General features: G+C 45.7%; 22 protein-coding genes. 5 read left to right on the top strand and 17 right to left on the bottom strand.

Annotation, left to right across the window (positions count from 1 at the left end; translation table 11 throughout):
• Positions 1-19: 19 nt before the first annotated feature.
• Together glgD and MKX46_RS00730 are read right to left on the bottom strand one after the other, a co-directional pair.
• On the bottom strand, positions 20-1,123 hold the full coding sequence (glgD, locus tag MKX46_RS00735; RefSeq protein WP_029519097.1) for a glucose-1-phosphate adenylyltransferase subunit GlgD: 1,104 nt from the start codon (positions 1,121-1,123) through the stop codon (positions 20-22).
• 23 nt (positions 1,124-1,146) lie between these two features.
• Complete coding sequence (locus tag MKX46_RS00730) at positions 1,147-2,292, bottom strand: glucose-1-phosphate adenylyltransferase (protein ID WP_029519096.1); 1,146 nt, start codon at positions 2,290-2,292, stop codon at positions 1,147-1,149.
• Positions 2,293-2,547: 255 nt separating this feature from the next.
• On the opposite strand from MKX46_RS00730, the gene MKX46_RS00725 reads away from it, so the two are divergent.
• Positions 2,548-2,685: a hypothetical protein gene (locus tag MKX46_RS00725; RefSeq protein WP_023988334.1), complete on the top strand. Its 138-nt coding sequence runs from the start codon at positions 2,548-2,550 to the stop codon at positions 2,683-2,685.
• A gap of 104 nt (positions 2,686-2,789) precedes the next feature.
• On the opposite strand, the gene MKX46_RS00720 is transcribed toward MKX46_RS00725, so the two are convergent.
• The 6 genes from MKX46_RS00720 to MKX46_RS00695 form a co-directional block, all read right to left on the bottom strand.
• Positions 2,790-3,602, bottom strand: a complete 813-nt coding sequence (locus MKX46_RS00720; protein WP_069010222.1) for a DUF3891 family protein — start codon at positions 3,600-3,602, stop codon at positions 2,790-2,792.
• 131 nt (positions 3,603-3,733) lie between these two features.
• Entirely contained in the window at positions 3,734-4,522 is a 789-nt protein-coding gene (locus MKX46_RS00715) for a response regulator transcription factor (protein ID WP_341070763.1), read from the bottom strand.
• Positions 4,494-6,455 carry a sensor histidine kinase gene (locus tag MKX46_RS00710; RefSeq protein ID WP_341070762.1) on the bottom strand — a complete coding sequence of 654 codons (1,962 nt, stop codon included), beginning with the start codon at positions 6,453-6,455 and terminating at the stop codon, positions 4,494-4,496. The genes MKX46_RS00715 and MKX46_RS00710 overlap by 29 nt, the downstream gene beginning before the upstream one ends.
• Positions 6,456-6,501: 46 nt before the next feature.
• Positions 6,502-8,148: an extracellular solute-binding protein gene (locus MKX46_RS00705; RefSeq protein WP_029519090.1), complete on the bottom strand. Its 1,647-nt coding sequence runs from the start codon at positions 8,146-8,148 to the stop codon at positions 6,502-6,504.
• 26 nt (positions 8,149-8,174) lie between these two features.
• A complete protein-coding gene (locus MKX46_RS00700) occupies positions 8,175-9,062 on the bottom strand; it encodes a carbohydrate ABC transporter permease (RefSeq protein WP_029519089.1) in 888 nt (295 codons plus the stop codon).
• A gap of 14 nt (positions 9,063-9,076) precedes the next feature.
• Entirely contained in the window at positions 9,077-10,039 is a 963-nt protein-coding gene (locus MKX46_RS00695; protein WP_029519088.1) for an ABC transporter permease, read from the bottom strand.
• 253 nt (positions 10,040-10,292) lie between these two features.
• On the opposite strand from MKX46_RS00695, the gene MKX46_RS00690 reads away from it, so the two are divergent.
• The gene (locus MKX46_RS00690; RefSeq protein ID WP_029519087.1) at positions 10,293-11,183 is read left to right on the top strand and encodes a hypothetical protein; all 891 of its coding nucleotides are present in this window, start codon (positions 10,293-10,295) and stop codon (positions 11,181-11,183) included.
• Positions 11,184-11,428: 245 nt separating this feature from the next.
• Here MKX46_RS00690 and MKX46_RS00685 read toward each other — a convergent pair whose 3' ends face one another.
• The 4 genes from MKX46_RS00685 to MKX46_RS00670 all read right to left on the bottom strand — a co-directional run bounded on the left by MKX46_RS00685 (position 11,429) and on the right by MKX46_RS00670 (position 16,050).
• Complete coding sequence (locus tag MKX46_RS00685) at positions 11,429-12,286, bottom strand: hypothetical protein (RefSeq protein ID WP_029519086.1); 858 nt, start codon at positions 12,284-12,286, stop codon at positions 11,429-11,431.
• A gap of 181 nt (positions 12,287-12,467) precedes the next feature.
• A complete protein-coding gene (locus MKX46_RS00680) occupies positions 12,468-12,914 on the bottom strand; it encodes an acetyltransferase (RefSeq protein ID WP_029519084.1) in 447 nt (148 codons plus the stop codon).
• A gap of 125 nt (positions 12,915-13,039) precedes the next feature.
• The gene (locus tag MKX46_RS00675; RefSeq protein ID WP_341070761.1) at positions 13,040-14,539 is read right to left on the bottom strand and encodes a UxaA family hydrolase; all 1,500 of its coding nucleotides are present in this window, start codon (positions 14,537-14,539) and stop codon (positions 13,040-13,042) included.
• A gap of 17 nt (positions 14,540-14,556) precedes the next feature.
• Positions 14,557-16,050, bottom strand: a complete 1,494-nt coding sequence (locus MKX46_RS00670; RefSeq protein ID WP_029519081.1) for a tagaturonate reductase — start codon at positions 16,048-16,050, stop codon at positions 14,557-14,559.
• A gap of 314 nt (positions 16,051-16,364) precedes the next feature.
• Between MKX46_RS00670 and poxB the strand changes: the two genes are divergently transcribed.
• Complete coding sequence (gene poxB, locus MKX46_RS00665) at positions 16,365-18,089, top strand: ubiquinone-dependent pyruvate dehydrogenase (protein ID WP_029519080.1); 1,725 nt, start codon at positions 16,365-16,367, stop codon at positions 18,087-18,089.
• 99 nt (positions 18,090-18,188) lie between these two features.
• Here the strand turns inward: poxB and MKX46_RS00660 are convergent, their stop codons facing one another.
• From MKX46_RS00660 to uxaC, 3 genes are all read right to left on the bottom strand, one after another.
• Positions 18,189-19,193, bottom strand: coding sequence for a LacI family DNA-binding transcriptional regulator (locus tag MKX46_RS00660; RefSeq protein WP_029519078.1), 1,005 nt, complete (start codon positions 19,191-19,193; stop codon positions 18,189-18,191).
• 87 nt (positions 19,194-19,280) lie between these two features.
• Complete coding sequence (locus MKX46_RS00655) at positions 19,281-20,681, bottom strand: MFS transporter (RefSeq protein ID WP_029519077.1); 1,401 nt, start codon at positions 20,679-20,681, stop codon at positions 19,281-19,283.
• Positions 20,682-20,856: 175 nt separating this feature from the next.
• Complete coding sequence (gene uxaC / locus MKX46_RS00650) at positions 20,857-22,281, bottom strand: glucuronate isomerase (RefSeq protein ID WP_029519075.1); 1,425 nt, start codon at positions 22,279-22,281, stop codon at positions 20,857-20,859.
• Positions 22,282-22,799: 518 nt separating this feature from the next.
• Here uxaC and alsS point away from each other — a divergent pair.
• Positions 22,800-24,509 carry an acetolactate synthase AlsS gene (alsS, locus tag MKX46_RS00645; protein ID WP_029519073.1) on the top strand — a complete coding sequence of 570 codons (1,710 nt, stop codon included), beginning with the start codon at positions 22,800-22,802 and terminating at the stop codon, positions 24,507-24,509.
• Between the two features lie 163 nt (positions 24,510-24,672).
• Complete coding sequence (budA, locus tag MKX46_RS00640; protein ID WP_029519072.1) at positions 24,673-25,419, top strand: acetolactate decarboxylase; 747 nt, start codon at positions 24,673-24,675, stop codon at positions 25,417-25,419.
• Positions 25,420-25,575: 156 nt separating this feature from the next.
• Here the strand turns inward: budA and MKX46_RS00635 are convergent, their stop codons facing one another.
• Together MKX46_RS00635 and MKX46_RS00630 are read right to left on the bottom strand one after the other, a co-directional pair.
• Complete coding sequence (locus MKX46_RS00635) at positions 25,576-25,725, bottom strand: hypothetical protein (RefSeq protein WP_239645263.1); 150 nt, start codon at positions 25,723-25,725, stop codon at positions 25,576-25,578.
• Positions 25,722-25,904, bottom strand: a complete 183-nt coding sequence (locus MKX46_RS00630) for a tetratricopeptide repeat protein (RefSeq protein WP_029519070.1) — start codon at positions 25,902-25,904, stop codon at positions 25,722-25,724. Before MKX46_RS00630 ends, MKX46_RS00635 begins: the two co-directional genes overlap by 4 nt.
• Positions 25,905-25,978 lie beyond the last annotated feature (74 nt).

Here is a 25,978-nt window from a genome sequence, read left to right as displayed (position 1 = left end):
TAATGGCTAAGTATATCCTTTAAATTACGCTATTCTTGGCAATGACATAGGGAACTCTAATGTCTCCAATCAGAGTTCGATCTGGTGAAAGCTGTACATCTTTATCTAAAACCACATTCTCCACAACTGCCCCTTTACGGATGACACATTTTTGCATAATAATCGAGTTGCTTACCCGCGCACCCTCCTCCACCCGCACTCCACGGAAAAGAATACTATTCTCGACCTTGCCTCCAATGGTGCAGCCATTGGCAACAAGTGAATGATCCACCTCGGCGCTGTGCGTATAGCGGGTCGGGGCTTCATACTTGATTTTGGTGTGCACCGGCTGATTCTGAAACAGGGCTTGATACTGCTGCTGATCCAACAGCTTCATGCTGTTTTTATAGTAGCTCTCAATAGAATTAATAACCGCATGATAACCTTCATAACGATACGCATAAATACGCAGTCCACTTGGGTTTTTCTGGATGGCATCACGAAAGAAATGATTATCCTGATGGGCAATGCAATGCTTCACCTGATCCAGATACAAGTCTTTGTCCATCACAAACATCTCCAGATAAATGTTATGATGATCCTGCTCCTGATGAATACCCGTCACTCGTCCGTTCTCATCAATCTCCAGTCGTGCACAAGGATCATGCTCAGATTCTAGCTGGTCTATGGGTTTATATACAAGGGTAACATCTGCATTTTTCTCCTGATGATAACGATATACATCCTCGATATCCACCTTATTGACATGCTGAGTTCCTGCGTGAATAATGGTTTGCCCCGATGAGCGATGGAAAAAGTCCAGATTGTTGTGCACATGCTGCAAATCTCCACGCGATGCATCCGTCGGATCATTCCAGTCCGGTGGCAAAATAAACAACCCGCCCCGTCTGCGGTCTAAATCCCAAGGCCGACCTTCGCCCAGATGATCCAGCAGCGAACGGTATTTGCGGCGGATAAACAATGCAATATCATGCACCCCTGCATGCATCATATTGGATAAGGTAAAATCAATGAGCCGATATCGACTAGCAAAGGGGACTGCGGCCCCGCACCGGAAATAGGTCAACTCCTTCAACTGATCCAGTTCGTGATCCAGGTTGATAACTCCAATGAGTCGACTCATAGCAGACACCGTCCTTATCCAGGTTAAATTCGTGCATGAAGCTGGCTTTCCTGATCGAACAAAATAATCTCATCAGAACTATCTTCAGGTCCAATAAACGCGTTGTCTTCAATAACGATGTTCTCATTCACGATAGCCCGGTGAATACGTACATTGCGCCCAATTTTTACGTTCGGCATGATGACAGAATCGGTAATGACGCTCCCTTCACCTACTTCGACCCCATAAAATAGTACAGAATGCCTTACTTCTCCATCCACCATGCAACCTTCATTTACAATGCTGTTTTTGAGGATCGCCCGTTGGGTTATATACTGGGCCGGTTGATTGGGGCTGCGAGTATAGATGCGCCAGAAAGGATCGTTCAGATCCAAAGGCGGATCCTGAACCAGAAGATCCATGTTGGACTCCCACAAGCTCTGAATGGTACCTACATCCTTCCAGTACCCAGCAAACGGGTACGCATACAGCGACCGGCCATGCTGAAGCAACAATGGAATGATATCCTTGCCAAAATCATGTGAGGATTCAGAATCGCTTGCGCTTTCCAGTAAATAGCGACGCAACACCTCCCATTTGAACAAATAAATACCCATGGAGGCCAATGTACTTTTCGGCTGTTCAGGCTTCTCCTCAAAGTCATATATTTTCAGATCATCGTCAGCGTTCAGGATTCCAAATCGTTTAGCTTCCTGAATCGTGACATTGATAACAGAAATGGTGCAGTCTGCTTCCTTCTCCTTGTGATAGTGGAGCATTCGACTGTAGTCCATTTTATAAATGTGATCCCCTGACAGAATGAGTACATGCTCCGGGTCATACTGATCCAAGAAATGCAGGTTTCGATAAATTGCATCCGCCGTGCCCCTGTACCAGTTGTTTCCATCTTCTTTCTCGTGCGGAGGTAAAACGAACACTCCTCCATCCAGACGATCCAAATCCCAGTCGCTGCCTACGCCGATATAGGAATGAAGCACCAACGGCTCGTATTGGGTCAATACGCCTACGGTGTCTATACCAGAATGAGTGCAATTGCTGAGAGGGAAATCAATAATGCGGTAAGTTCCCCCAAAAAATACTGCCGGTTTGGCTAGTGTACGGGTAAGTCCTTTGAGTCTTTTGCCTTGTCCGCCGGCGAGCAGCATGGCAACCACTTCCTTCTTTCTCATAACAAAGACCTCCCTGTCATGTGCGTCTGAAGCCATTGTGGCGGGATATTTGATAATATCCATTAAACATGAAAAGACAGTCGTAATCGTTTCATTGGCGAAGGAACGGGTAAGATGTGATGGAGAAGGGTAAATCATAGTTATGCGGAACGAGTGCAAGGAATCACTAAATCGTAAAATCCCGTTCATCTTTTCACATTTTGGATGCTTTTAAGCATTTGGGTATGACAACATGATCATAAGGAGGCGTACTTTATGAAGAATAAGAAATGGGTGGTAGCAGCATTGGGAATGGGTGTGACGTATCTGATGAAAAATAAAGGGGCACGCGATAAGGTATTGAATAAGGTACAGACTATTGTCAATCGTGCGAAAACCTCTGCAAAATCGTAAAATGTTAAAGCTAGAAAAAAGCGAGCCTCTCTGAATCATGGTTCAGGGAGGCTTTTCTCTGCGTCTACAAACAAATTATTGTTCGAGGCTGTATCCGTAGACGGTCAGGCATTCTCCTTATGTTCTTCTACTTCCATGATATGTTCAACGGTAAAGGTTCGATGCGTCCATTCGGAAGAACGGTAAGCCTCTAGGAGACCGAAGGTACGAATTTTCTCCTTGTCCACCTTTTTAAAGGTATGAGTAATCCCTACCTTGCCCTTGAAAGGAAAAAAGGAGAGACCTACAGTCTGATCCGATAGCCACTCGGCCCAAACTCGCCCGCTTTCATGACGAACAGCCGGGAAGCTCAAACCTTCAGCAAACCATTCATATTCTACTGTAGGCGTACCCGGCTCTCGACTGCACAAAAACAGACTCAATTCGTCGCAAAACAACATTCTCCGTACATCCGTCCGCACTTGATGGTCGAAGGTTACGCCACATGCCAGCTCCTGTTTGAGCCTCAGACGACGCTGTTCCTCCGCTTCCTGATAAGCATGCGTAATCTGCTTGTCCTGAGCATTTTGATGCTCGGTCCGCCCGACTAGCTCCTTGTACATCAAGCTACACAGCAACGCAGCATACGTGTTTCCTTGTTCGACTTCATCAATCCCAAGACGATAGAAAACAAAACGTGGACTGAGTGGAAAATCAATAAATGTATAAGGTGCTGACATATGATCATTCCAGAAAGGAGCAGCGTCTAACTGTATCCAACCCCGATCATGCTCCCTTGCTGCATATACAAAATCCTGCTTATGACGTCTATTCTTGAAGGCACTCTCTTCCCATTGTAAAGCCAACTCACCTGAAATATGGGCATGGTCATGCTGCGTCGTCATGATATAAGCTTGGTCCGTTTCATAAATAACCATATGCTCTCCCCTTCCGTTCGGCGATTCGTGTGATTGTGTACAAACTCTCTGATTGAAGGTCATGGTTATGCATACGTTTATTATATCAGGATAAGGGTAAAAAGGCAGTGGAGTTTTCCCCCTCTTTATATCTAATTACCCCTTTGATTCTGCACTCGAAACTGCTGCGGGCTCATCCCCTCCAGCTCACGAAACACTTTGTTAAAGTGCTTTGCATTGTCAAAGCCCACGTTAGCCGCAATTTCATAGATCCTGCCCCCTTGACACTCCAGCAGCTTTTTGGCTTCTGTAATGCGCAGCCTTTTTACATATTGAACAAAGCTGAGGCCTGTATAAGCTTTGAACGCCTGACTAAAATACGTATAATTCAAGGATACTGAGTTGGATACTACTGCCATATTCAAATCCTCGCTGTAATGAGCGTGGATATATTGGATAGCACGTGTCATACTACCACTTCTATCGACGTTGGCACTCGCGCCAGCTAGTCTATCTTTCTCTACGCCGACAACACTATCGTATGTGAGGGGGTTCCTCTCCTTCAATTCCTCATTCAAAACTGCCAGCGCACCGAACAGTTCCTCCCTTACGATCGGCTTGAGTAAATACTCCCGTGCCCCACAGCGAATCGCTTCGCGCGCATACTGAAACTCGTCATATCCACTGAGAATGATCACCAACGGCCTGCGTTCCGGCTCCAGCTCACGAATATGCTGCATCAGCATAATGCCATCCATAATAGGCATACGGATATCCGTTATCACCAACTCGGGCAAAAACTGCTTCACATGCTGCCAGGCTTCCCTTCCGTCCTTGACCAGTACACATTCATAGAGACCGGAAAATTCCCGTTCGATCATAGCTTGAAGTCCCATTCGAATATTTTTCTCGTCATCCGCAATCAACAGCTTGGTCGTCATGGTCCGTCCCCCTCATCATGTAACGTCTAGGCAAAATCAGGGTCACTGTCGTCGATTGTCCGTGGATGCTGTCCAGTCTTATGCCATACTCTGCGCCATACTGCATACTTAAACGGCGATGCACATTATACAAACCGATTCCCCCATTCATCCCGGGCTCGAGGGAATCCATATCCGTTCGCGCTAGACCAGCCATGATGGCGTTTCTTCTTTCTTCAGAGATCCCCACTCCGTTATCCTGTATACGCAATTCTATGATATCCTGCTTAGAGCAGGCTTCAATCGTGATGCTGAATGGGCTTTGCAATGTACTCCACCCGTGCTTGATAGCATTTTCGACTACAGGCTGCAGCGACATTTTCAGCATCTCCAGTTCCATAAACGCCGACGATAGATGAATTTCCAATCCAATTTGGTTATCGTGGCGAATGTTCATGATGGCCACGTAATGCTGGATATGTCGGATTTCATCCCGCAACGTAACACACGACCCGGACCATTGGAGATTATAACGCATCATCGAGCCAAGGGAGGTAAGGGCATCCGACAGCGGGTACTGCCGTTCTATCTCCGCCATCATTTTTAAATTTTCCAATGTATTATAGAGAAAGTGGGAATCAATCTGATGCTTGAGCGCTAGCAGTTCAGCTTCTTGAGCAGTGGCCTGCTTGTGTACTGCCTCGGCAATGAGCCCGTTAATTCGACTCAGCAGACTGCGAAAATATAAAGCCAGCTCAGCCACTTCTCCCCGTCCATATACTGGAATCTTAAGCTGAAAGTCACCCTCCTGCTCTACTTTTTTCATGGATTCACGCAGGGTATGTAGCTGCTTGAGAATGAAGGCATGCAAGGTATAGGAAATGACGGACATAAACAAAATCAGCATACTAATAATGAGCAGCATAGCATTGCGTTTCTGACGGAGATCACCCAGCGGACCGTCCAGCGCCACCACATTTAGCAGGTAGGCGTCCAACCCTTCTATATAACGATACAAACCAAGATAAGGCTTATTCCCATAGGTAAAGTCAAAAACACCACCCTGTCCCTGAACGCGGGACTGTAACAGATGGTGCACATGGGACAGAGGGATCGGAATGGGATCAGGTTGAAAGGAAGCTGTAGCTATATCGGTAGAAGACACTAATTTTCCACCGTTTGAGATGGAATCCCCGCCGTTCAGAATGAACATTTGCCATGCGCGATTACGTTGCGGGATTCCAAATACCCTAGGTGAAAATAGCTCCAGCCTCATATTTGTTTCTACCAACCCCGCGTGTCTTCCTCCAGTAGACTGAATTTCACGCAGCAGTGCCATATACTGCACTGTCTCACTTTCCTGGCGGGATTGTCCCCCAAGTAAGCTTTTCGGCCCCTTGTACATATCCCACCATATTTTCCCTTGTCGGAGTTGAGCCGCTTTCAGCCAGGAAGCCTTAGGCAATCGTGATTCTTTGAAAATCATCGGCCATATTTCATGCGTCTGGGGATTATTGGTATACAGTCGAATGTTCTCTACATTGGGATTACTGTACAGCAAGTGCTGTAAATTTGGAAACACATTCAAGTTGAATTGGACTAGCTCATCGCTGCTTATTTCACGTTCCTCGGTTAGATAATGAAGCACGTTGCGATCTGAGACCGCAAGCTGTGCGGTTCGCTCCATAATTTCCATATTGCTATGAATATGGGCCAGCTCTGTATCCAACACATACTGATTTTGTACGGTAATGTCTTTCATTGTATTCTCGTACAGTTGGTGAAAGGTATATAGCGAGAACAATACCACCGGGATTAAAATGACGCCGATATACGCGACAATGAGCTTAACTTGAAGGGAACAACCGCCAAGCCGATCGGTCGTTCCCGTCATCCACTGCCATATCGTGCGGCGCAGCAGGCTCTTCATCTGTGAACGTGCACGGCCTGGCATGTAATCACATCCTTAGGGGTTCAATAGATTAAGTTATTGAATTAAATCATTTGGTGAACTGTTCAATTTTCTTAAGGTTTTCCTCATAGGCTTTTTGCTGATAAGCCAATACCTTGTCATAGCCTGCTTTTCTGCGGTCTTCCAAAAAGCGGGCAAACAGCCGATCGAACTCCTCATCCGAGGAAGCCAGCAACAGTTTCGGTAATGCCTTGCCCCAAATTTTGTCTATCTGGCCTGACGCAATGCCTTCTGCCGAGGTTCCGGTCGGTTTGATATTCTCATATTGAGAGAAACTGTGGGTCTTGCCTTTCGTCCAATCTTCAGGCTGCTTATACGGCTCGACACTGGGCGGCGCCCACTGCAAATTCATATTTGTATCCATCAGCATCCAGAAAGTGAAGGAGGCGCCATACTTTTTGTCAAATGCAGACCGATCCTTGTTCAGCAGCTCCAGTACCTCCGGCTTGAAGGCTGGCTTACCGTTAACTGTGTCCCACAGCTTTCCCTGCTCCCCTAGATACAGATCACGATTCCCTTCCTCGCTAATCAGATAAGTCAGAAATTCAATAGCCCGCTCCTTGTCTTTGACATCCTTCGAAATAAGCGTCACCGTCCACCCGGAAATGCCCGGCCCGGCCAGCGTCGGCGGGTCCAGCTTACTGTTGGAAGGTCCATCCACCGCAATGTAGACGGAGTTGGGATCTTTCGCATGCAACGTCACCTGTTGTGTAGCAAAATCAGAGCGCTGATATAGCATGGCAAAATACCGTCCCTGTGCCACCTTCTCCTCCATTTGCGGACGTTTGTCGATAAATACGTCCTTGGCGATCAGACCCTGCTCATTGGCTTGACGGAATGTTTTGAGCCAGCGAATGTACTCTTCGTCCGATCGACGGTCGTACAGCTTTCCGTCCTTCTCATGTGGAACGGCTAAAAAATTAAGTAAATAGTCTTCAAAAGAATAATTTCCGTTATCCGTAAATTCGTGGAACCCTATCGGGATCAGCGGTTGACCGTTTATCTCCGGGAATTTCTCCTTTGCTTTTTGAAGCGCTTTCAGGAATCCCTCTGGTGTTCTCATATCCGGCTTGCCAATCGCCTCGTACATATCCTTCCGAACCATAAACGTTTGATTGGAGACAAAATTTTGGCCGTATTTTTGGTAATCCTGTGGTGAAGAGGACGCGTTAGGATACCCATATACATTCCCGTCCGTTTGACGATACCATGACATTTTAGCTGGGTCTGCCACTTTAATCAGATATGGATCATATTTCTCAGCCAACTTGTTAAGTGGGAGCACCATCTTGCCCTCGATCATTTTTTTGATCGCATCTTCCCCCCAACTGAGCGTGACAAAATCAGGCAGTTTGCCCGAGGCGAGCATGGTATTCAGTTTTTCATTTTCATTCCCTGCGGGTACGATAAAATTAACGCTGACCCCAGTCTTTTGCGTCACATACTTCGAGGTCATATCCGTTCCCCACTTGTTCGGGAACCAGGAAAAATTCAAATACCAGTCAAACGTAATCGGCTCTGTATCCGCCTTCCAGCCTGGCGTATCTGCCGAAGCCTTAGTTTTCTCGTCCTTCAATTCCGTGACAGCGCCACTTCCACCGGACGTACACCCCGCGAGCGGTCCTATCAGCAGCACGACGGCCAACAGCCCTTTCTGCCATTTGCGAATGTTCATCATAAATCTCCCCCTTGGATGATGTGCTAACCCTTGATCGATCCGATCATCAGACCCTTGACGAAATACTTCTGCAGAAAAGGATATACCAGTACAATGGGCAGTGTCGTCACGACCATCGTCGCCAGCTTGATCGATTGCGAAGTGACGGACTGGGCAACGCCCCCCGGTGCAGCAGCCATCATTTGATTAGAGCTGGATTGGGCAACAACCCGGTACAAATACGTCTGAATCGGCTGAAGATCCGTATTATTAATATAGATCATTCCGGTAAAATAATCGTTCCACTGGTATACCCCATGAAACAACGCAATCGTCGCTACTACCGGCATGGATACAGGGAGCACGATTCGGCAGAAGATACCGAAATCATTCGCACCGTCTATTTTCGCCGCCTCTTCCAGTGCATCCGGCAGTTCTCGGAAAAAAGCCATAAAAATAATAAGATCAAAAAAGCTGAACATCGCAGGAATGATGTACACCCAAAAGCTGTCCAGCAGTCCGAGATCACGAATCAGCAAATACGTTGGAATCAATCCCCCACCGAAAAACAGGGTAATGGTACCAATCAGCATATACAGCTTGCGCCCGATCAGCTCCTTACGGGAATATGCATATGCAATCATAGCGGTAAAAAACACATGAACAATCGTGCCGATAAGCGTCTTGGCAATAGTCACTCCCATCGCAGTCATAATACCGTTGTTAGCAAATACGGCCTGATAGCTGCCCAGACTGAAGACTCTCGGCCACCAGTAAATGCCACCCCGCATAGCGTCTGCTCCTTCGTTAAAGGAGTTCACCAGCACATACCACACGGGATACAATGTCACAAAACAAATGATCAGCATGAAGACGTTGTTCATGAAATCGAATATCGCTTCGCCTGCTGTTCTACGTTGCAATAGCTGCATGCACCCGTCCTCCTTCAAAATAGGGATGTATTATTCACCCGTTTGGTCACCGAATTGGCAATTAGCAGCAAAATGAGAGCAAGAACCGATTTCAGCAAACCCACCGCGGTAGAATACGAGAAACGGCCCTGCTGAATGCCCACCTGATATACATAAATATCAACTACATTACTTGCACTTTCATTCAGCGAGTTACGCAGGACGAGAATTTGATCGAAGTTGGAGTTCAATATGCCGCTGACCGCCAAAATAAACAAAATGGATATGGTCCCCTTGATAGCGGGAAGTGTGACGTACCACATTTTCTGAAACCGTCCGGCCCCGTCAATGGTGGCCGCTTCGTACATGTCCGTAGATACCCCCGCCATGGCTGCCAAATAGATAATAGCTGACCATCCAAGCTCTTTCCAGATATCCGAGCTAACGACGATAGCCCAAAAATAGCTCGGCTCTGCCAAATAACTGATCGGCTGGTCAATCCACCCCCAGGCTAGCAACAGTTGATTGATCATCCCGGTATCTGCCAGCCACGTCGTTAAGATCCCGCCAAGAATGACCCAAGATAAAAAGTGCGGAAGGTACGAAATGGTCTGAATAGATTTTTTGAACCGTGTAGACCGAATCTCATTCAGAAACAGAGCAAATACAATAGGTAACGGAAACCCGATCGCCAGCTTGAGCAGGCTAATGCCCAGTGTGTTTTTGACAATGTACCAAAAGTTATCATCCTCCAAAAAGGCCCGAAAATGCTCTAACCCTGCCCAAGGTGCGCTTGATATGGTTCCAATGATGTCAAAATGTTTGAACGCAATTAAAATACCGTACATCGGAATGTAATGGAAAATAATCATCCATACCACCCCAAGCAGCGCCATAGTCTGCAAATGTCTTTGTTGAACCCATTTGCGCGCTAGTGATGCTCCTCTTCCCGATCGAACCGGCGGCTGTGGCTGCGGATTTTTCCCTCCTGTACTCATACGAAGACCTCCTTTCTTTGTAATGTAAGCACTTACATTTATTATTTTAAAGGCTTCTGCTTCGTATGAGTAGTACTGGATTTTTTGATTTTGGTATCTAAAGTTCAGGTGGGGATCTGACTATAGGCGAGAATTTTCTTCCATACTTTGGATTTTTACATCTATTAATTTACGAAAAAGACTATCAGATGGTACGATAAGACTATATGTGATTCCAATCATTACCTATATACCTAGATCAGGAGGATTAAGAATGGAAGAATTGGTTCGTTCGATTCAGAAACAGGTTCGAATTAAAAAGTTTGCTTGCTGGGCGGGGCTCATCATGTTTGGTCTGTGTACTTTAGTTGGCATTGCAGCTCAGGAATGGCTTATGACGCTCCTGTCACTCGGGATGACAGTCTTATCAATCTATGGGTTAACCATGATGCGTGGTATGACGAAGTTTACTAAAGAGTATCAACCGGGAAAGGGCTACGGTTATTATCGCCGTACGGTACAACAAAAGCTGCGCTATCTAACTTGGGGACAGTGGTTAGTAGGCGGCCTTATTGTCCTGATGTTCTTTATATTTAACGTCCGACTTAGTGCTTTTCTCATTGCTATCTTGGGTATCCTGACTATTCAGTTCAGTATCAAAAAACGAATTAAAAATCATCAGGAACCCGATGTCACTGAGCTGGAGGAGTTTGTACGGATGGGGATTGTTTCTCCGCATGAGCAGACTATTGGTGTATATAAAGATTTTCTACACCTGAGTCATACATTTCGGGGTAACCAAATTGTTATCGTTACAGACAAACGCCTGATTTCTGTATTTGTGGAGGAACAGGGGCGTGCGGTGAAGACGGAAATGTTACTCTCGGGTATAAACAAAATACGCGCCATCGGTACGGGTTTTCAAGGTCAAGGTATATTGCTGTCCGTAAGCAACCGTGACCATAACGAGCTTCACATTCATATGGTCGGAAAAAGCATTTTCTTTTCTCCAGAGCAATTTATAGGTTCCTTGCTACGGGCACTGGATGCAGCGTTAAAAAGCAGATCATACAGTACGGAAGAACCATTCCCGGTTTACCAACAGACAAGGATTTCATTGCATCCGTCAGAACAGGGTTTGCTGCATAAACCTACGACAGCTTAAATATTGTTGGGACATGTACCGCGTTATATATACGGTATGATCGGTCTTCATCATACGCCAAATAGCAAGTAAGCCCTGACCTAAATGAGCCTACTTGCTATTGGGTGTACTTCCACATCATATTTTCCAATCAACTGCCTACCTGCTAAAACAACTAATTTTCTACTGTACTTCTGCCTTCTTAATGATTGGCTCCATGATAAAACACCGTGATGAGATCATGACTTGTAACAAACACTAGCAAACTAAACAGACTGAGCGACAGAGAGCGTGAAATCAATTTTTTCATCCTTTAACACTCCTTTTAAAATAGTTATATATTGGTCTTGCTGTGTTGCTGTAGCTTGGGATCTGAAAATTTCAAATACAGCGGTACATTTCCTAAACTCATGTTCATGTTCCATACCCAGGGTATCGGACAGCATGAGAGATTGCAGGATATAGCCCAACGCAACCGTAAACTGTTGTTGCTTGATATAGTAAAGAGCCAGTTGATAGCAGAAGCGAAAATAATAAGATACATTCACAGGCTCTTCAAAATATTTAAAACCTTCAATTTGTTCGGCAAATGATTCCAGCACAGCCTCTAAAGAATAGTCGTATCTCGACGCTCCCTCAACGATGGAAAGAAGCCCCGGTAACAGCTCTTCCGGATTGTTACGAAGAAATTGGATATATTCCTGCAACACTTCGGCATGGCCTGACAAAATATCAAGGGCATACAAATTAGCTCTGGCAGCATAGCGGTAATATTCCACCTCTGCTTCCCCATATTGATCAAGACCATTAAACCAGCCCAATTCTGCATATTTTTCGATGCAATCGCGAGCGGCCTCATACTTGCCCTGTTTTTGGAAAGCCATGCCTTTCATGAGATGACTGTAGCCGTAGTAGTAGACTAGCGGCCGTTTGGTATGTATGGGTTGTATAGGTTTCTTGCGCGCTTTGTAGAGCTGCAATTCCTGATACTTTTGGTTGACATGGCTATACAGCCGGTCGCATAAAGCAATCATATTGGCACCGTCCGCAAATGAAAAAGACAGCTTAATCATGTTGACAAGTGTGTCTAGATCTGTGATGTCGGAGTGAACAAGATCATCCACTATTCCCGCCTCCTTGTCTGACTTTTTATATTCACCAAACAAAAGCAAGCTCTAAACCCTAACTAAAAATAACTTAATTACGTATTTATTACGTAATTAAGTTATACCATGAATTCAAACATATGACAAGTGCATTATGATAATATATTCCATTTTTAAAATACCAACGAAAGTAGATCGTTCACTTGTTCAATTCCATGTGAAGCAAAGGAAATGCCCTACCTGATCCATCCAGTGCAGAACGCGCCGTTTGTACAAAGCCGTAATGTCTGTAGAAGGCATACGCTTTCTCGTTCTGCTCATTCACGTCCACTTTGAGGTGTTTCCCTTTTATTTTTTCAGCATGCTGGATGAGTCGGCTGCCTATGCCCTGCCCATGGTGTTCAGGGTCCACAAACAGCATCTCTATTTTTAATCCGTCCAGCCCGATAAAACCTGTTGGTTCTTGACTTGTATTCCATTCCATCCAAACTTCAAGTTCTCTTAAAACACCATTGCGTACGATATGATGATAAAATTGAATGTCCTCTTCCGCCAAAAATGTGTGCGTCCGGCGTACAGCCCGCTGCCAAATATCAACGAGTTGATCATGATTTTCTTCCCGATAAGCAACAATTTCATTTTGCACGGTACTTCCCCCTTATTTAAATATCGATATTGCATGTTTTGCAGTAAGTCTAACATGCCTATTTAGAAGCATACAAACACAAAAAAGGAAGCGGAGTAATTCCGCCTCCCTTAGACTACAGCCTTTTACAACGTAACACCGTTTTTAAAAATAGCGAGCTCCCTGAAATTGTTTTTCTCATTGTTCACCCATGTTCCGCTGGCTACATCGACGATGTAATCGACAAAGTTGCGGAGCGCATCTTCCATACTGACATCCTCCACCAATGAACCGGCGTTATAGTCGATCCAATGAGGTTTAGCCTTATATAACGGCGAGTTGGTTGATACCTTCATCGTCGGAACAAAGGAGCCAAACGGCGTACCGCGTCCAGTTGTGAAAATGACGAGTTGGCAGCCCGCTGCGGCGAGAGCTGAAGATGCCACTAGATCGTTGCCCGGCGCGCTGAGCAGGTTGAGTCCCTTGGTCTTGAGACGTTCCCCGTACTGAATGACATCAGTGACCGTGGAAGACCCGGATTTTTGCGTACAGCCCAGTGATTTATCCTCCAGCGTCGTAATGCCCCCTGCTTTATTGCCCGGTGACGGATTTTCGTATACTGGCTGCTTGTAATCCAGAAAATATTGTTTGAAATCGTTAATCAGATGTACGATCTTACCAAATACTTGCTCATCGGCAGCGCGCTCCATTAAAATCGTTTCCGCGCCGAACATTTCAGGTACTTCTGTCAATACCGTTGTTCCACCTTGCGCTGCCATATAATCCGACAATCGTCCGAGTAGTGGGTTGGCAGTAATACCCGATAAGCCATCAGATCCACCGCATTTCAAGCCGATGTTCAGCTCAGACAATGGTACAGGTTCCCGCCGATCTTCTTGCACGGCCGCAAAAATTTCATGAAGCAACCTTACCCCTTCCTCTACTTCATCCGACACATCTTGGGAAAGCAAAAACTTTACCCGCTCCGAATCATATTCCCCGATGGCTTCCTTAAATTCTTTCATTTCATTGTTTTCACAGCCCAAACCCAGTACAAGTACGCCACCTGCGTTCGCATGTTTCACGGCATCGATCAAAATCGTGCGCGTATGTGCATAATCGTCACCCAACTGAGAACAACCATAGTTATGCTTGAGCACAAGTGCATTTTCAAAAGGTGAAATATCTCCCACTTCCTGCTTGAAACGGTTTAAAATAAGTTCAGCGATCCCGTTCACACAGCCGACCGTCGGCACAATCCACAACTCATTGCGAATCCCCACACGACCGTCCTTTCGCCGAAACCCTTGAAACGTACGACTCTCCTGTTCATATATATGAGGAGCTGGCTTAGGCTTATAAGTGTACTCTTCTACGCCTGTCAGGTTCGTCTTCGTATTATGCGTATGCACATGCTGACCTGCCTGAATGGGCTGAATGGCATGACCGATGGGATATCCGTATTTCAGAACATGCCCACCTACAGGTATATCCTGCAAGGCGATTTTATGCCCACGTGCTACATCCTCGGCTAGCTCCACCCGTTGTTCTTCTTGTGCTCCCCATGCCAGTGTTTCTCCCTGCTTGTAATCACGCAAGGCGACAGCCACGTTATCTTGATTATGAATTTGAATGAATTCCAGCATTCCGGTTTCCTCCTTGCTTATGCTCTGGGCACGCTGTTCCCGGTTAGAGAATCGAGCGTCTCCTTCATTCCTCTGCTTGTAATTTCATACACGTGCTGTGCCGTTTGTTCAGCCAGCCCTTCGATCTGGTTCAAATCTTGTCCCCACCATGTTTGCTTGCCGAGTACCCGCTCAGTCAATTGCTTCGCCCCGGCGAGAGTACCGTCATATTTACTCCACAGTTCACCAAACGTGCTCAACACTTCAGCTTCGTCTGCCAACGCAATCGACTCGCCATTTCTATCACCCCGGTAAAATACGAGTAAGGACGCCAGTGAAAACACGATTTTGGCAGGCAGCTCCTTACGTTGTTCTACATACTGGAGCAAGGATGGCAAGTTCCGTGTCTTGAACTTTGACACCGAATTCAACGCAATACTCATAACATAATGACTTACATATGGATTACGGAACCGCTCAATAACATCGTCGGCATATACATTCAATTCCGCTTCTGGTGAGTCCAGCGTCGGAATAATTTCTTCTCGAATCAGCGACTGGATAAAACTGCCCATAATATCATGCTCAACCGCCTGCCCCACTGTGTCCAGGCCATATAAATAAGCTACAGGTGTAAGCGCCGTATGTGCTCCATTCAAAATACGCACTTTCCGTGTACGATATGGCGCCATATCGTCGACAATCAGGACATTCAATCCGGCCAAATGAGCAGGTAATTCCTCTTTAAGCCACTGTGGCCCTTCAATAACCCATAAATGATACTGTTCGCCCACAACAACCAAATCGTCCTTGTAACCCAATTCCGCTTGGATTTCATGAATTCGGTCTTTGGGATAACCAGGTACAATTCGATCCACCAAACTGTTGCAGAACGTATTTGCTTCCTCTATCCATGCAATAAACTCAGCTCCAAGCTTCCATTGGTCCGCATATTTCAGTACGATTTCCTTGAGAGCGTCTCCATTACGGTCGATGAGCTCGCATGGAATGATGACCAATCCCTTGCTCTGATCGCCCCCAAAAAATTGAAAGCGCTTATACAGAAAGGCAGCCAGTTTGCCCGGGAAGCTCTTTTGCGGACGATCTTCTAGCTGATCGTCTGGGGCATAAGCGATCCCCGCTTCCGTCGTATTCGACACAACAAAACGCAGCTCCGGCTTTTGGGATAGTGCTTCATACTCCAAAAAGTCCGAGCCGTACGGATTAATCCCACGAGAGACGCACTCCACAACGGTATGCTCCTTCATGGCCTTCCCATCCTTAATCCCTTCAAGAATAACCGTATACAGGTCATCCTGCTCGTTAAGCTTCTCCACGAGGCCTCCTGGCTGCGGTTGTACAATCACAACTCCCGTATTCCATTCTGCCAGCTTATTCATTTTGTCAAATTGCCAGTCTACAAAAGCACGCAGAAAGTTCCCTTCCCCGAATTGCATCACCCTCACAGGATGCGGGTCTGTAACGATAAAGCTTTTTCTGTTTAATTGATCTAATGCATCTACTTTTTTCATCCGGAGTATCCTCCCACTATTACCATAATGATTTCAACGTTATTTTAGCATAATGCACACGTTAACAAAATAGTTTTCTCAACATTTTTACTTTATAAAAATAATAATGACAATAATATGAACACGTTAACATAAGAGTTTTGCATAACAACCAGCAAGTATATGGACCTCTTTCTGTTGTTTCGCTGCTGAGCCAAGACGGTTAAGGCTAACTATCACCCTATCCGAGACCTTGTCCTTATATACTTTTCAGGAGAATAGACGCAAGAAAGCACGGGCAGGATAACACTACTTACTAGGCAGGAGGAACATCTATGAAGACAATTGCAGATACTATTGTACAAGTTTTGGTCAATGCAGGGGTCAAGCGGATTTATGGCATTGTTGGAGATTCTCTAAATAATATGGTGGATTCCATTCGCAGCAATGGTCAAATCGAATGGATTCATGTAAGGCACGAAGAAGTGGCTGCCTTTGCAGCCGGAGCGGATGCTGACCTTAGTGGCAGCATTGCTGTATGTGCCGGAAGCAGTGGTCCCGGAAATTTGCATCTGATTAATGGTTTATATGATTGTCACCGCAATCGTGTGCCTGTACTGGCTATTGCCGCTCACATTCCAAGCGACGAAATCGGAAGCGAATATTTTCAAGCGACGCATCCTGAACATCTTTTCGGAGAATGCAGTCACTTCTGTGAAGTTATTACGACACCGCGTCAAATTCCCAGAACGGTGACCATGGCCATTCAACAGGCAGTTTCACGTTCAGGTGTCTCCGTCATTGTTCTTCCCGGTGATGTAGCAGCATTGGGGGCGGAAAAGGTACCCGTCCCTGAACATGTCTACCATCCCACTACACCTGTAGTGCATCCGTCAGCTTCCGAAATTTCCCGACTGGCCGAATATTTGAATCAAGGCAAACGAATTACGCTACTATGCGGCGCCGGCTGTTCACAATCTCATGAATTGCTCATGCAGCTATGTGACAAGTTAAAATCCCCCATGGTATCCGCTCTGCGAGGCAAGGAATATCTGGAGTATGACAACCCTTATTATGCTGGATTAACGGGACTGATCGGGTATTCTTCCGGGTACCATGCGATGATGGATTGTGACGTCCTACTTATGCTCGGAACAGACTTCCCTTACAGACAATTTTACCCTGAAGATGCGATTGTCCTACAGGTAGATATAGAGCCAGCCCATCTTGGCAGACGTACTCCGTTAACGTATGGTTTATGTGGGGATGTAAAAGCCACGTTGGAAATGCTGCTACCGCATTTAACATCAGAGCATGATTCCAAGCATCTAGAGAAAACCGTCTCCCACTATACCAAGGTACGCCAGGAGTTGGATGACCTTGCTGTCGGTAAACCAGGTCATACGCCGATCCATCCGCAATATCTCGCCAAGGTCATCAGTGACGCCGCGCAGGAAAATGCTATTTTCACCTGTGATGTCGGTACTCCCACTGTATGGGCGGCGCGTTATTTGCAGATGAACGGTCAGCGCCGGCTTCTCGGATCGTTCAACCATGGTACGATGGCAAATGCGTTACCACAAGCGATTGGAGCACAGGCCACTGAGCCTGACCGACAAGTGATTGCCCTCTCAGGCGATGGCGGACTCACGATGCTGATGGGCGACCTGCTCACCCTGAAGCAGCATCATCTGCCTATCAAAGTCATTGTTTTCAATAATGGCGCTCTCGGTTTTGTCGAGCTGGAAATGAAAGCGGCCGGATTTCTGGAAAACGGTACTGAACTGGTGAATCCTGATTTTGGTGCTGTAGCGCAAGCCATGGGACTCAAGGGCATCCGGGTTGAAGATCCGACCATGCTGGAAGATGCCATTCAGCAAGCATTGGCTCATGATGGCCCTGTTGTGGTAGACGTGGTGGTGAACCGCCAGGAGCTATCCATGCCACCCAAAATTAATCTTAAACAAGCAGAAGGATTTACACTGTGGATGATGAAAGCGATGCTAAACGGACGTGGTGACGAGATTGTAGAACTGGCTAAAACCAATCTCTTTCGTTAAATATAGACGAAGCAGAACGCATTTCAGCCTAAAAGGGGCAGAAACCATAAGTCTCGCATGGTTTCTGCCCCTTTGGCCTGCCTGTTAATCAAACGAAACTTAGTGTGGTCTGCCTGCCGTTGATTTCCGCTTCATGAGCGCGGTCTCCATAAATATAAGCTCGCCCTCATTGGACGGTGACTGAATTCGTTCCAGAATGCAGGCGGCTCCGCGCTCGCTAATCTGTTCAATCGGTCTTTTGACTGTTGTTAACGGTGGAGTCGTATACATTGAGAACCCGATATCGTCAAAACCAATGACAGAGATATCCTCTGGTACCTTCAAGCCGTTTTCGAATACCGCATTCATTGCCCCAATAGCCATATCATCGTTAGAGCAAAATACCGCTGTCGGCGGCTCCTGCAAGGAAAGCAATTGCTTCATTGCCTGGCTACCACTTTCAGTATCATAATGACCTTGCACGATATATTCATGTCGAATGGGCTTACCACTATCAATCAACGCATTCATAAAACCCTCGCGGCGTTGCTGGGTAGACTTGAAGCCTTCTACCCCTTCGATGATCGCAATGCGTTCATGCCCACTTTCAACGAGAAAGGAGACCGCTTCATAGGACCCTTCTTTATCATTAGAAATCACGTTTACAATCCCCGCCCCGGACACCTGCCGATTCAGAACAACAAGCGGAATGCCTTGACCGAGCACATGATAAATAAAAGGGTTGTCCGCCTCGCTCTGGCTCATCAGAATGATACCATCAAAACGCTTGCGGTGTATGGCCGAAAAATCAGCGTAATCGTCAATTCCTCGCACAAACAGATTGTAATCTACCCCAATGACATGATTAACACCGCGGATGGTATCGGCAAAAAAACTGGAGCTGGTGCCTTCTGAAATACTGGTGAAAAACAGGCCAATCGTATGCGAGCGCTGGAGAACTAGGCTTTTGGCATTAAAATTTGGAATGTAATTGAGTTGCTCTGCCAACTCCATAATTTTGCGTTTCGTATCTTCTTTAATCAGCGGGCTGTTATTGAGCGCCCGGGAGACGGTTGTATGGGAAACATTAGCCAATTTGGCAATGTCTTTAATGGTAGCTGCCATATACGTATCCTTTCCTTAGTGAGGCTCTAAAAAAATTATATACCCACCATACCACAGGAGCCGCCCGGAAAAGAAGACTTTCACAAATTATACGCGGTTGTCCGCATGTCGACGCTGTAATTCTTGAACCATTTCTGCATGTCTGCTGTCCGTCAGCTTGTACATTTTACCGATGACCAGCATGGCCAAAGCCAGGGCAACAGCCGGATAGAGACAAAGTAATGCTTTGATCCCAAGCAGGGTTCCAGAGGACTGAACCACATTCGGAACATACCCGATGAGCGCTAGTCCAATACCCGATAGAAAGCCAGACAAGGATTGAGCCAACTTACGTGAAAAGTTAAATAACGAGTAAGTAATCCCTTCCTTACGCTCCCCGGATGACCATTCGCCATAATCAATAATATCGGACACGAATGCCCAGGTCACCCCATTAGGAATACTAATACCAATGAACGAAATACTGGCCAGGATTGTGAAAATGTATACATTTGAAGGCATAAAAAAGTTAATGGAGTCGGCAATGACACTAACCAGCATCCCCAGTATGGCTGTTTTTCGTTTACCGAAACGCCGTACCAGCTTGGGCAGGAACAATACACCCAGTAGCGACGAACCGATAATAATAAAATTCATATAAGCCATTAACTCTACATGCCCCAAGTTATATTCGGCAAAATAGATCAGCAGAGCGGACTTAATATTGTACGCGGATATAGTGAAAATCGTCATCAAAACGAGCACCAGCAAAGGCTTGTTATTCGTAAAAGTATGCACAATAACGCCTATAGATAGCTTCTCTTTTGGCCCGGACTGGCTAATAATACGTTCTTTCGTTCCTCGGTAACATATGATGAAAGCGATCACACCAATGAGTGACATAATCCCCATCACAACCGGATAGCCAACATGGTGGTTAGGAAATAGTAAAATAAGCGGCATGACAACGACACTGGTGACGAATAATGCGCCCAGCGATCCCGCCTGACGGAAAGATGACAATGAAGCACGCTGATGAGTATCCTGTGTAATAGCGGCACCTAGCGAGCCGTATGGAATATTTACAATAGAGTAGCCGATCCCCCAGATCATATAGGACGCATAGGCGTAAATGAGTTTTCCTGTGGGTGAAATATTCGGCGATATAAAGGTTAGAACCGTAAGAATTGCAAGGATAACGCTTCCAACAATAAGAAAAGGTCTAAATTTTCCACGTGTACCGATATGTTTGCGATAATCAACAAAGGACCCGACAATGGGATCACAGACGGCGGCAAATAGCTTGCTGACCAAGAAAATGCCTGCGGCGGCTCCTGCAGAAACCCCTGCTACATCTGTAAAAAATTTCAGCAAATACAACTGCCCCAAATCAAACATGAATCCGTTTCCAAAGTCACCCATACCATACGAAATCTTTTCTTTCAGGCTAATATGCTCGCCTGTCTTGTTGTCAGTTTGGACGTTCTCCTGCACGATAGGCACTCCCATACCTACACACTCCTCTTTGTTTGTAATTAATTTCACAAAATTAGTTCTGGATTTTGCAAAATCCTCAGTTGATAACTATTTTATTTTTAATTGCTCTTACCGGGAGTTTTGAAACAAGCTCCCGGTAAGAGCCCTTTCTTATGAAGTTAGTGAGTCCTCGCCTTAGGGCGTAGTTTCACTTACTATGAACAACCGTTGGGAAATTAAAATATTGCTCGGCGTTGTTGTAGCAAATGTTTTGTACCATGGCTCCGAGCAGCTCCAGATCCTCAGGCGCCTTACCCTCCTGAACCCACGTTCCAATTAAGTCACAGAGTATACGGCGGAAATATTCATGGCGTGTGTAGGAGAGGAAGCTGCGGGAATCCGTCAGCATACCAATAAAGCGGGACAGCACCCCGTAGTTAGCCAGCAACTTCATCTGCTCCTGCATACCTTCGATATGGTCGTTATACCACCATGCCGTGCCAAACTGGATTTTCCCCACATTTCCACCGGATTGGAAACAACCCGCGAGACTTGCCAGTACTGGATAATCAACCGAATTAAGCGAATACAAAATGGTTCTCGGTAATCCTCCTGCCAGCTCCTGTGCGTCCAGCAATGCCGCCAATGGACGAGCGATAGAGCCATCATTTACGGCATCGTAGCCTGTATCCGGTCCCAATTGACGGAACATAGTAGTGTTGTTATTACGCAGTGCGTGGATATGGTATTGCATAGCCCAGCCATGTTCTGCATACTGTTTGCCAAGGAAAACCAGAACGTACGATTTATATTTCGCCTCCTCTAAAGGAGTCACATGGCCTTCCTCCAGCGCCTTATTGAATATGGCTGCAGCTTCCTCCCGTGTCGTTTCTTCATAGACTACAGTATCCAGCGCATGATCAGATACTCGGCCTCCGGCAGCATGGAAATGGCGCACCCGGCTCGCCAGCGCATTCAAAAATCCTTCCAGGCCAGAAACATCCAGTCCGCTGACTTCACCCAACCGAGCCACCCAAGGCCGGAAAGTTTCGCGATTTATCTCCAAAGCCTTGTCGGGACGAAAGCTTGGCAACACTGCGACTGGGAAATCGGTCAGCTTGCTGATTTGTTTGTGGTATTCGAGATGGTCTGTCGGATCATCCGTGGTGCACACCACAGTTACCTTCGAGTTCACAATCAGATCACGTGCGCCAAAGCCTTTTCCCTGCAGCTTTTGGTTTACCTTTTCCCAGATCACTGGTGCGTTCTGTTCATTCAGCAGCTCAAAGACACCAAAAAAGCGTTGAAGCTCCAAATGCGTCCAATGGTACAGCGGATTGCCGATTAGTGTAGGTACGGTTTTGGCCCAAGCCATAAACTTGTCATAATCTTCGCCATCCCCCGTAATCAGGCGTTCCTCAACCCCATTGGCCCGCATAAGTCTCCACTTGTAATGGTCTCCGTACAACCAAGCTTCCGTAATATTCTTGAACGCTTTATTTTCATAAATTTCTTGTGGACTTAAATGACAATGATAGTCAATAATCGGCATATCCTTGGCGTACTGATGATACAAGATTTCAGCCGTTGGATTGCTCAACAAAAAGTTTTCGTCTAAAAACGCTTTAGTCATTACTTTCTCATCCCTTCTATAATCGTGTTTCTCAACAAATTGTTAACGTTAACAAAAATGCTTGTACTGTACTCGTTTTCAATAATAGCATTCTCCACCACATAGCAGATCTCGTGATTAGGCAAGATGATATAGCTGTAATACGATACCTGCACATCATTTCAAGCCGGATTACTTCACTTTAAATTTAATGTTTACGTTAACAACAATTACATTGTAACCGCTATCCTTTGTAGACGAAAGTGATTTTTATCATGTGAGCGAATAAAAAAAATGGCCTACTGCCATTTGGAGCAGATCTGTTCTATATTTTCCCGATAGCTGATACCAAAAGAAAATTCTACAATTTTTAATTTTCCCCGATAAATCAAACTTTGAAAACGTTTTATGTGTTTTTCTCTTTTTTTCAGAAAATTTCTTTCTTGAAAATACCAGTTATTGCATTATAATTGTAATATACATCCATTGTTTTACATTGAAAGTATTTCATTGGTTTATTTCAAAGATGAAAAGAAGAGGTGGTAGCATTGAGTACCAAAGTTCAAGCTGTTCAAACTAAAACTAAAACCAAATCCGATACAAAAGGAGCCGACCTTGTTGTCGATTGTTTGATCAAGCAAGGGGTTACGCATATTTTTGGCATTCCAGGTGCCAAGATCGATTCTGTTTTTGATGTTCTTCAAGATCGGGGTCCAGAATTGATCATATGCCGTCATGAACAAAATGCCGCCTTTATGGCAGCAGCGGTCGGTCGTTTAACAGGTAAACCGGGCGTATGCATTGTTACTTCCGGTCCAGGCGCGTCTAACTTGGCGACAGGACTTGTCACCGCTAATGCAGAGAGTGATCCTGTCGTCGCCATTGCTGGTGCAGTCCCAAGATCAGAACGCCTGAAACGCACGCATCAATCTATGGATAACGCCGGACTTTTCGAACCCATCACCAAGTACAGTGTAGAAGTAGAACATCCTGATAGTGTACCGGAAGCAATTACTAATGCATTTCGGATTGCGACCTCAGCCCAGCCTGGAGCCACATTTGTCAGTCTGCCGCAGGACGTGTTGACTTCGTCATCCGAAGTAACCGCCATTGAGAAGGTTTCCCTTCCCCAGCTTGGAACCGCACCCGCCGAGCTCATCAAACAAGTTGCAGGCCAAATCAAAAAAGCCAAGCTGCCCGTACTCCTTCTCGGTATGAAAGCCAGCACACCCGAAGCTACAGCAGCCATCCGTGCACTGATTCGAAACACGGATTTGCCTGTGGTTGAAACCTTTCAGGCCGCTGGAGCCATTTCCCGGGAGCTGGAAAGCCACTATTTTGGGAGAGTCGGTCTGTTCCATAATCAGCCGGGTGACATGCTTCTTGGAGCGGCAGATCTGGTACTGACGATTGGCTATGATCCTATTGAATATGATCCAAAAAACTGGAATATTCCTGCGAACCGAACCCTTATTCATCTGGATGATCATCAAGCAGATATTGATCATGATTATCAACCTGATCACGAGCTTATCGGGAATATAGCCCTAATTGTGAGTGGCCTTGCAGAAGAATTGCCTACCTTAAAGCTACCTAAAGCCTCCTGCGACCAATTAAATCGTCTTCGTCATGATCTAAACGAGCAAGAAGCTGTTCCTGTACACAGTCACGATTATCTGATTCATCCATTACAATTTATTCGTACACTGCGCAGCCTGATCGACGATAATGTCACTGTCACCTGTGATGTTGGTTCACACTACATTTGGATGGCACGATATTTCCGTTCGTATGAACCGCGGCGCCTTCTATTCAGCAACGGAATGCAGACGTTGGGCGTAGCACTGCCTTGGGGGATTGCTGCCACACTCGTCAACCCCGGTCAAAAAGTCGTTTCTATTTCTGGAGACGGAGGATTTCTGTTTTCATCCATGGAGCTCGAAACCGCTGTACGTCTTAACTCTCCGCTAGTGCATATCGTATGGAGAGATGGTACCTATGACATGGTCGCATTTCAACAACAGATTAAATATGGCAGAACTTCCGGTGTAAAATTTGGAGATGTTGATGTAGTGAAATATGCTGAAAGCTTCGGGGCCACCGGATTACGCGTGCACTCTCCTGAAGAACTGGAAAGTGTATTGCAGCAGGCACTTCATACGGATGGTCCTGTGGTTGTTGATATCCCGATTAATTATCAAGATAATATCCAGTTGGGACGTAAACTGCTGCCAAATCAATTAAACTAACCTTTACCAAGACTTACTCGTGACGTTTTCGTGACAATTATGGAGCAAAACGTTATTTTTTATGATTTTTTTGAGTTATTCTCGTTATTTACTGAAAATTTACGTTTATTATTGAAAAAGAAAGAAAATAAATGCATACAATTACAAAAGGAAGTGTATTACCATGACCGTTGCAGGACTGGAAACCAAGCAAGAAACTGACCATGATATTTACCAAACGTCCACTATGCTCGCTCTATTAGATGGTCTTTATGACGGAGTTGTTGCCTTTGAGGAGTTGCAAAAGCACGGGGATTTTGGGATTGGTACCTTTGATCAACTGAATGGCGAGATGATCGCGTTCGATGGTGAATTCTATCACTTGCTTCCAGACGGTACGGCCCATCGCGTAAAACCGGAAGAAACCACACCTTTTTCCACCGTCACCTTTTTCCATGAAGATTTCACATATACTATTGACCGCCCCATGCATCGTGAAGAGCTGGAAGCTCTGCTGTTAAAGTTGTTTCCAAGCCGTAATCTGTTCTATGCCTTCCGTATGGATGGCACTTTTCGTGAAGTAAAGACACGTACCGTCCCTCACCAGGTGAAGCCTTACAAACCTTTTATCGAAGCGACCAAATCTCAGCCTACGTTCTCTTTTAACGACGCTTCTGGGGTGATTACAGGTTTTTGGACACCTGCCTATGCTCAAGGTATTGGGGTAGCCGGATTTCATCTGCATTTTATTAACGATGAACGCACTGGGGGTGGGCATGTCTTTGATTTTATCGTCGAAAAGTGCACCATCCGCATTTGTCAAAAATCCAATCTGCACCTGGTCCTGCCCGATACCCCGGATTACTTGAAGGCCAACCTGTCCAGAGAAAACCTGGAGAAGGAAATCGCCGTTACTGAAGGTGCGCAGTAATCGCAGCTATTTAACTCATCAATTTACAGACCCTATAGCCAAACAATAAACAGCAAAAGATCACAGTCAGGAAAGAGAATTACTGCTCTCTGACTGTGATCTTTTTATGTACGAGCGTATATATACGTTACTGCTTATGCTCTCACTCCGGTCCACCTATGTCTCGATCTGATCCAGTTTATCTGCATAATATTGAATGGCACGTGAGTACTCTTGTGTAGATAAATCCGAGGTCGTCTCAGCCACCTCCATTAGCAGCTCCTGCATGGCTTTCCCGAATTCCCCCAGATTATATAATACCATCACGTAAAATACCCGAAACGGTCTGTAATCCGGAAATTCGTCCATTCCTGTGTCCAAGCGGTCTGATACCACAATTCTGCATCATTTTGCTGCTGTTCTAATGCCTTCAAAAGAAGCTTTCGTGCTTCCTCTGCTTGCCCTGTTCGTCTAAGCTCGCCAGCTTGCGCCATGATATCGTTCATATTAATCCTCCACTTCTGACTCATGCCTATCTTTGAGATATATGTTACCCGACATTTGAATGCAATGTAAATGG

Origin of the sequence: Paenibacillus sp. FSL P4-0113, assembly GCF_038009305.1 — a bacterium.
GTDB classification, from domain to species: domain Bacteria; phylum Bacillota; class Bacilli; order Paenibacillales; family Paenibacillaceae; genus Paenibacillus; species Paenibacillus polymyxa_D.
The sequence above is the reverse complement of the archived record's forward strand: the minus strand, read 5'-3'. Positions and strand labels throughout refer to the sequence as shown.

Excerpts from the sequence above, each read along its gene's own strand:
- glgD (WP_029519097.1), bottom strand. The coding sequence starts at position 1,123 with ATGAGTCGACTCATTGGAGTTATCAACCTGGATCACGAACTGGATCAG.
- MKX46_RS00730 (WP_029519096.1), bottom strand. The coding sequence starts at position 2,292 with ATGAGAAAGAAGGAAGTGGTTGCCATGCTGCTCGCCGGCGGACAAGGC.
- MKX46_RS00725 (WP_023988334.1), top strand. The coding sequence starts at position 2,548 with ATGAAGAATAAGAAATGGGTGGTAGCAGCATTGGGAATGGGTGTGACG.
- MKX46_RS00720 (WP_069010222.1), bottom strand. The coding sequence starts at position 3,602 with ATGGTTATTTATGAAACGGACCAAGCTTATATCATGACGACGCAGCAT.
- MKX46_RS00715 (WP_341070763.1), bottom strand. The coding sequence starts at position 4,522 with ATGACGACCAAGCTGTTGATTGCGGATGACGAGAAAAATATTCGAATG.
- MKX46_RS00710 (WP_341070762.1), bottom strand. The coding sequence starts at position 6,455 with ATGCCAGGCCGTGCACGTTCACAGATGAAGAGCCTGCTGCGCCGCACG.
- MKX46_RS00705 (WP_029519090.1), bottom strand. The coding sequence starts at position 8,148 with ATGAACATTCGCAAATGGCAGAAAGGGCTGTTGGCCGTCGTGCTGCTG.
- MKX46_RS00700 (WP_029519089.1), bottom strand. The coding sequence starts at position 9,062 with ATGCAGCTATTGCAACGTAGAACAGCAGGCGAAGCGATATTCGATTTC.
- MKX46_RS00695 (WP_029519088.1), bottom strand. The coding sequence starts at position 10,039 with ATGAGTACAGGAGGGAAAAATCCGCAGCCACAGCCGCCGGTTCGATCG.
- MKX46_RS00690 (WP_029519087.1), top strand. The coding sequence starts at position 10,293 with ATGGAAGAATTGGTTCGTTCGATTCAGAAACAGGTTCGAATTAAAAAG.
- MKX46_RS00675 (WP_341070761.1), bottom strand. The coding sequence starts at position 14,539 with ATGCTGGAATTCATTCAAATTCATAATCAAGATAACGTGGCTGTCGCC.
- MKX46_RS00670 (WP_029519081.1), bottom strand. The coding sequence starts at position 16,050 with ATGAAAAAAGTAGATGCATTAGATCAATTAAACAGAAAAAGCTTTATC.
- poxB (WP_029519080.1), top strand. The coding sequence starts at position 16,365 with ATGAAGACAATTGCAGATACTATTGTACAAGTTTTGGTCAATGCAGGG.
- MKX46_RS00660 (WP_029519078.1), bottom strand. The coding sequence starts at position 19,193 with ATGGCAGCTACCATTAAAGACATTGCCAAATTGGCTAATGTTTCCCAT.
- MKX46_RS00655 (WP_029519077.1), bottom strand. The coding sequence starts at position 20,681 with ATGGGAGTGCCTATCGTGCAGGAGAACGTCCAAACTGACAACAAGACA.
- uxaC (WP_029519075.1), bottom strand. The coding sequence starts at position 22,281 with ATGACTAAAGCGTTTTTAGACGAAAACTTTTTGTTGAGCAATCCAACG.
- budA (WP_029519072.1), top strand. The coding sequence starts at position 24,673 with ATGACCGTTGCAGGACTGGAAACCAAGCAAGAAACTGACCATGATATT.
- MKX46_RS00630 (WP_029519070.1), bottom strand. The coding sequence starts at position 25,904 with ATGAACGATATCATGGCGCAAGCTGGCGAGCTTAGACGAACAGGGCAA.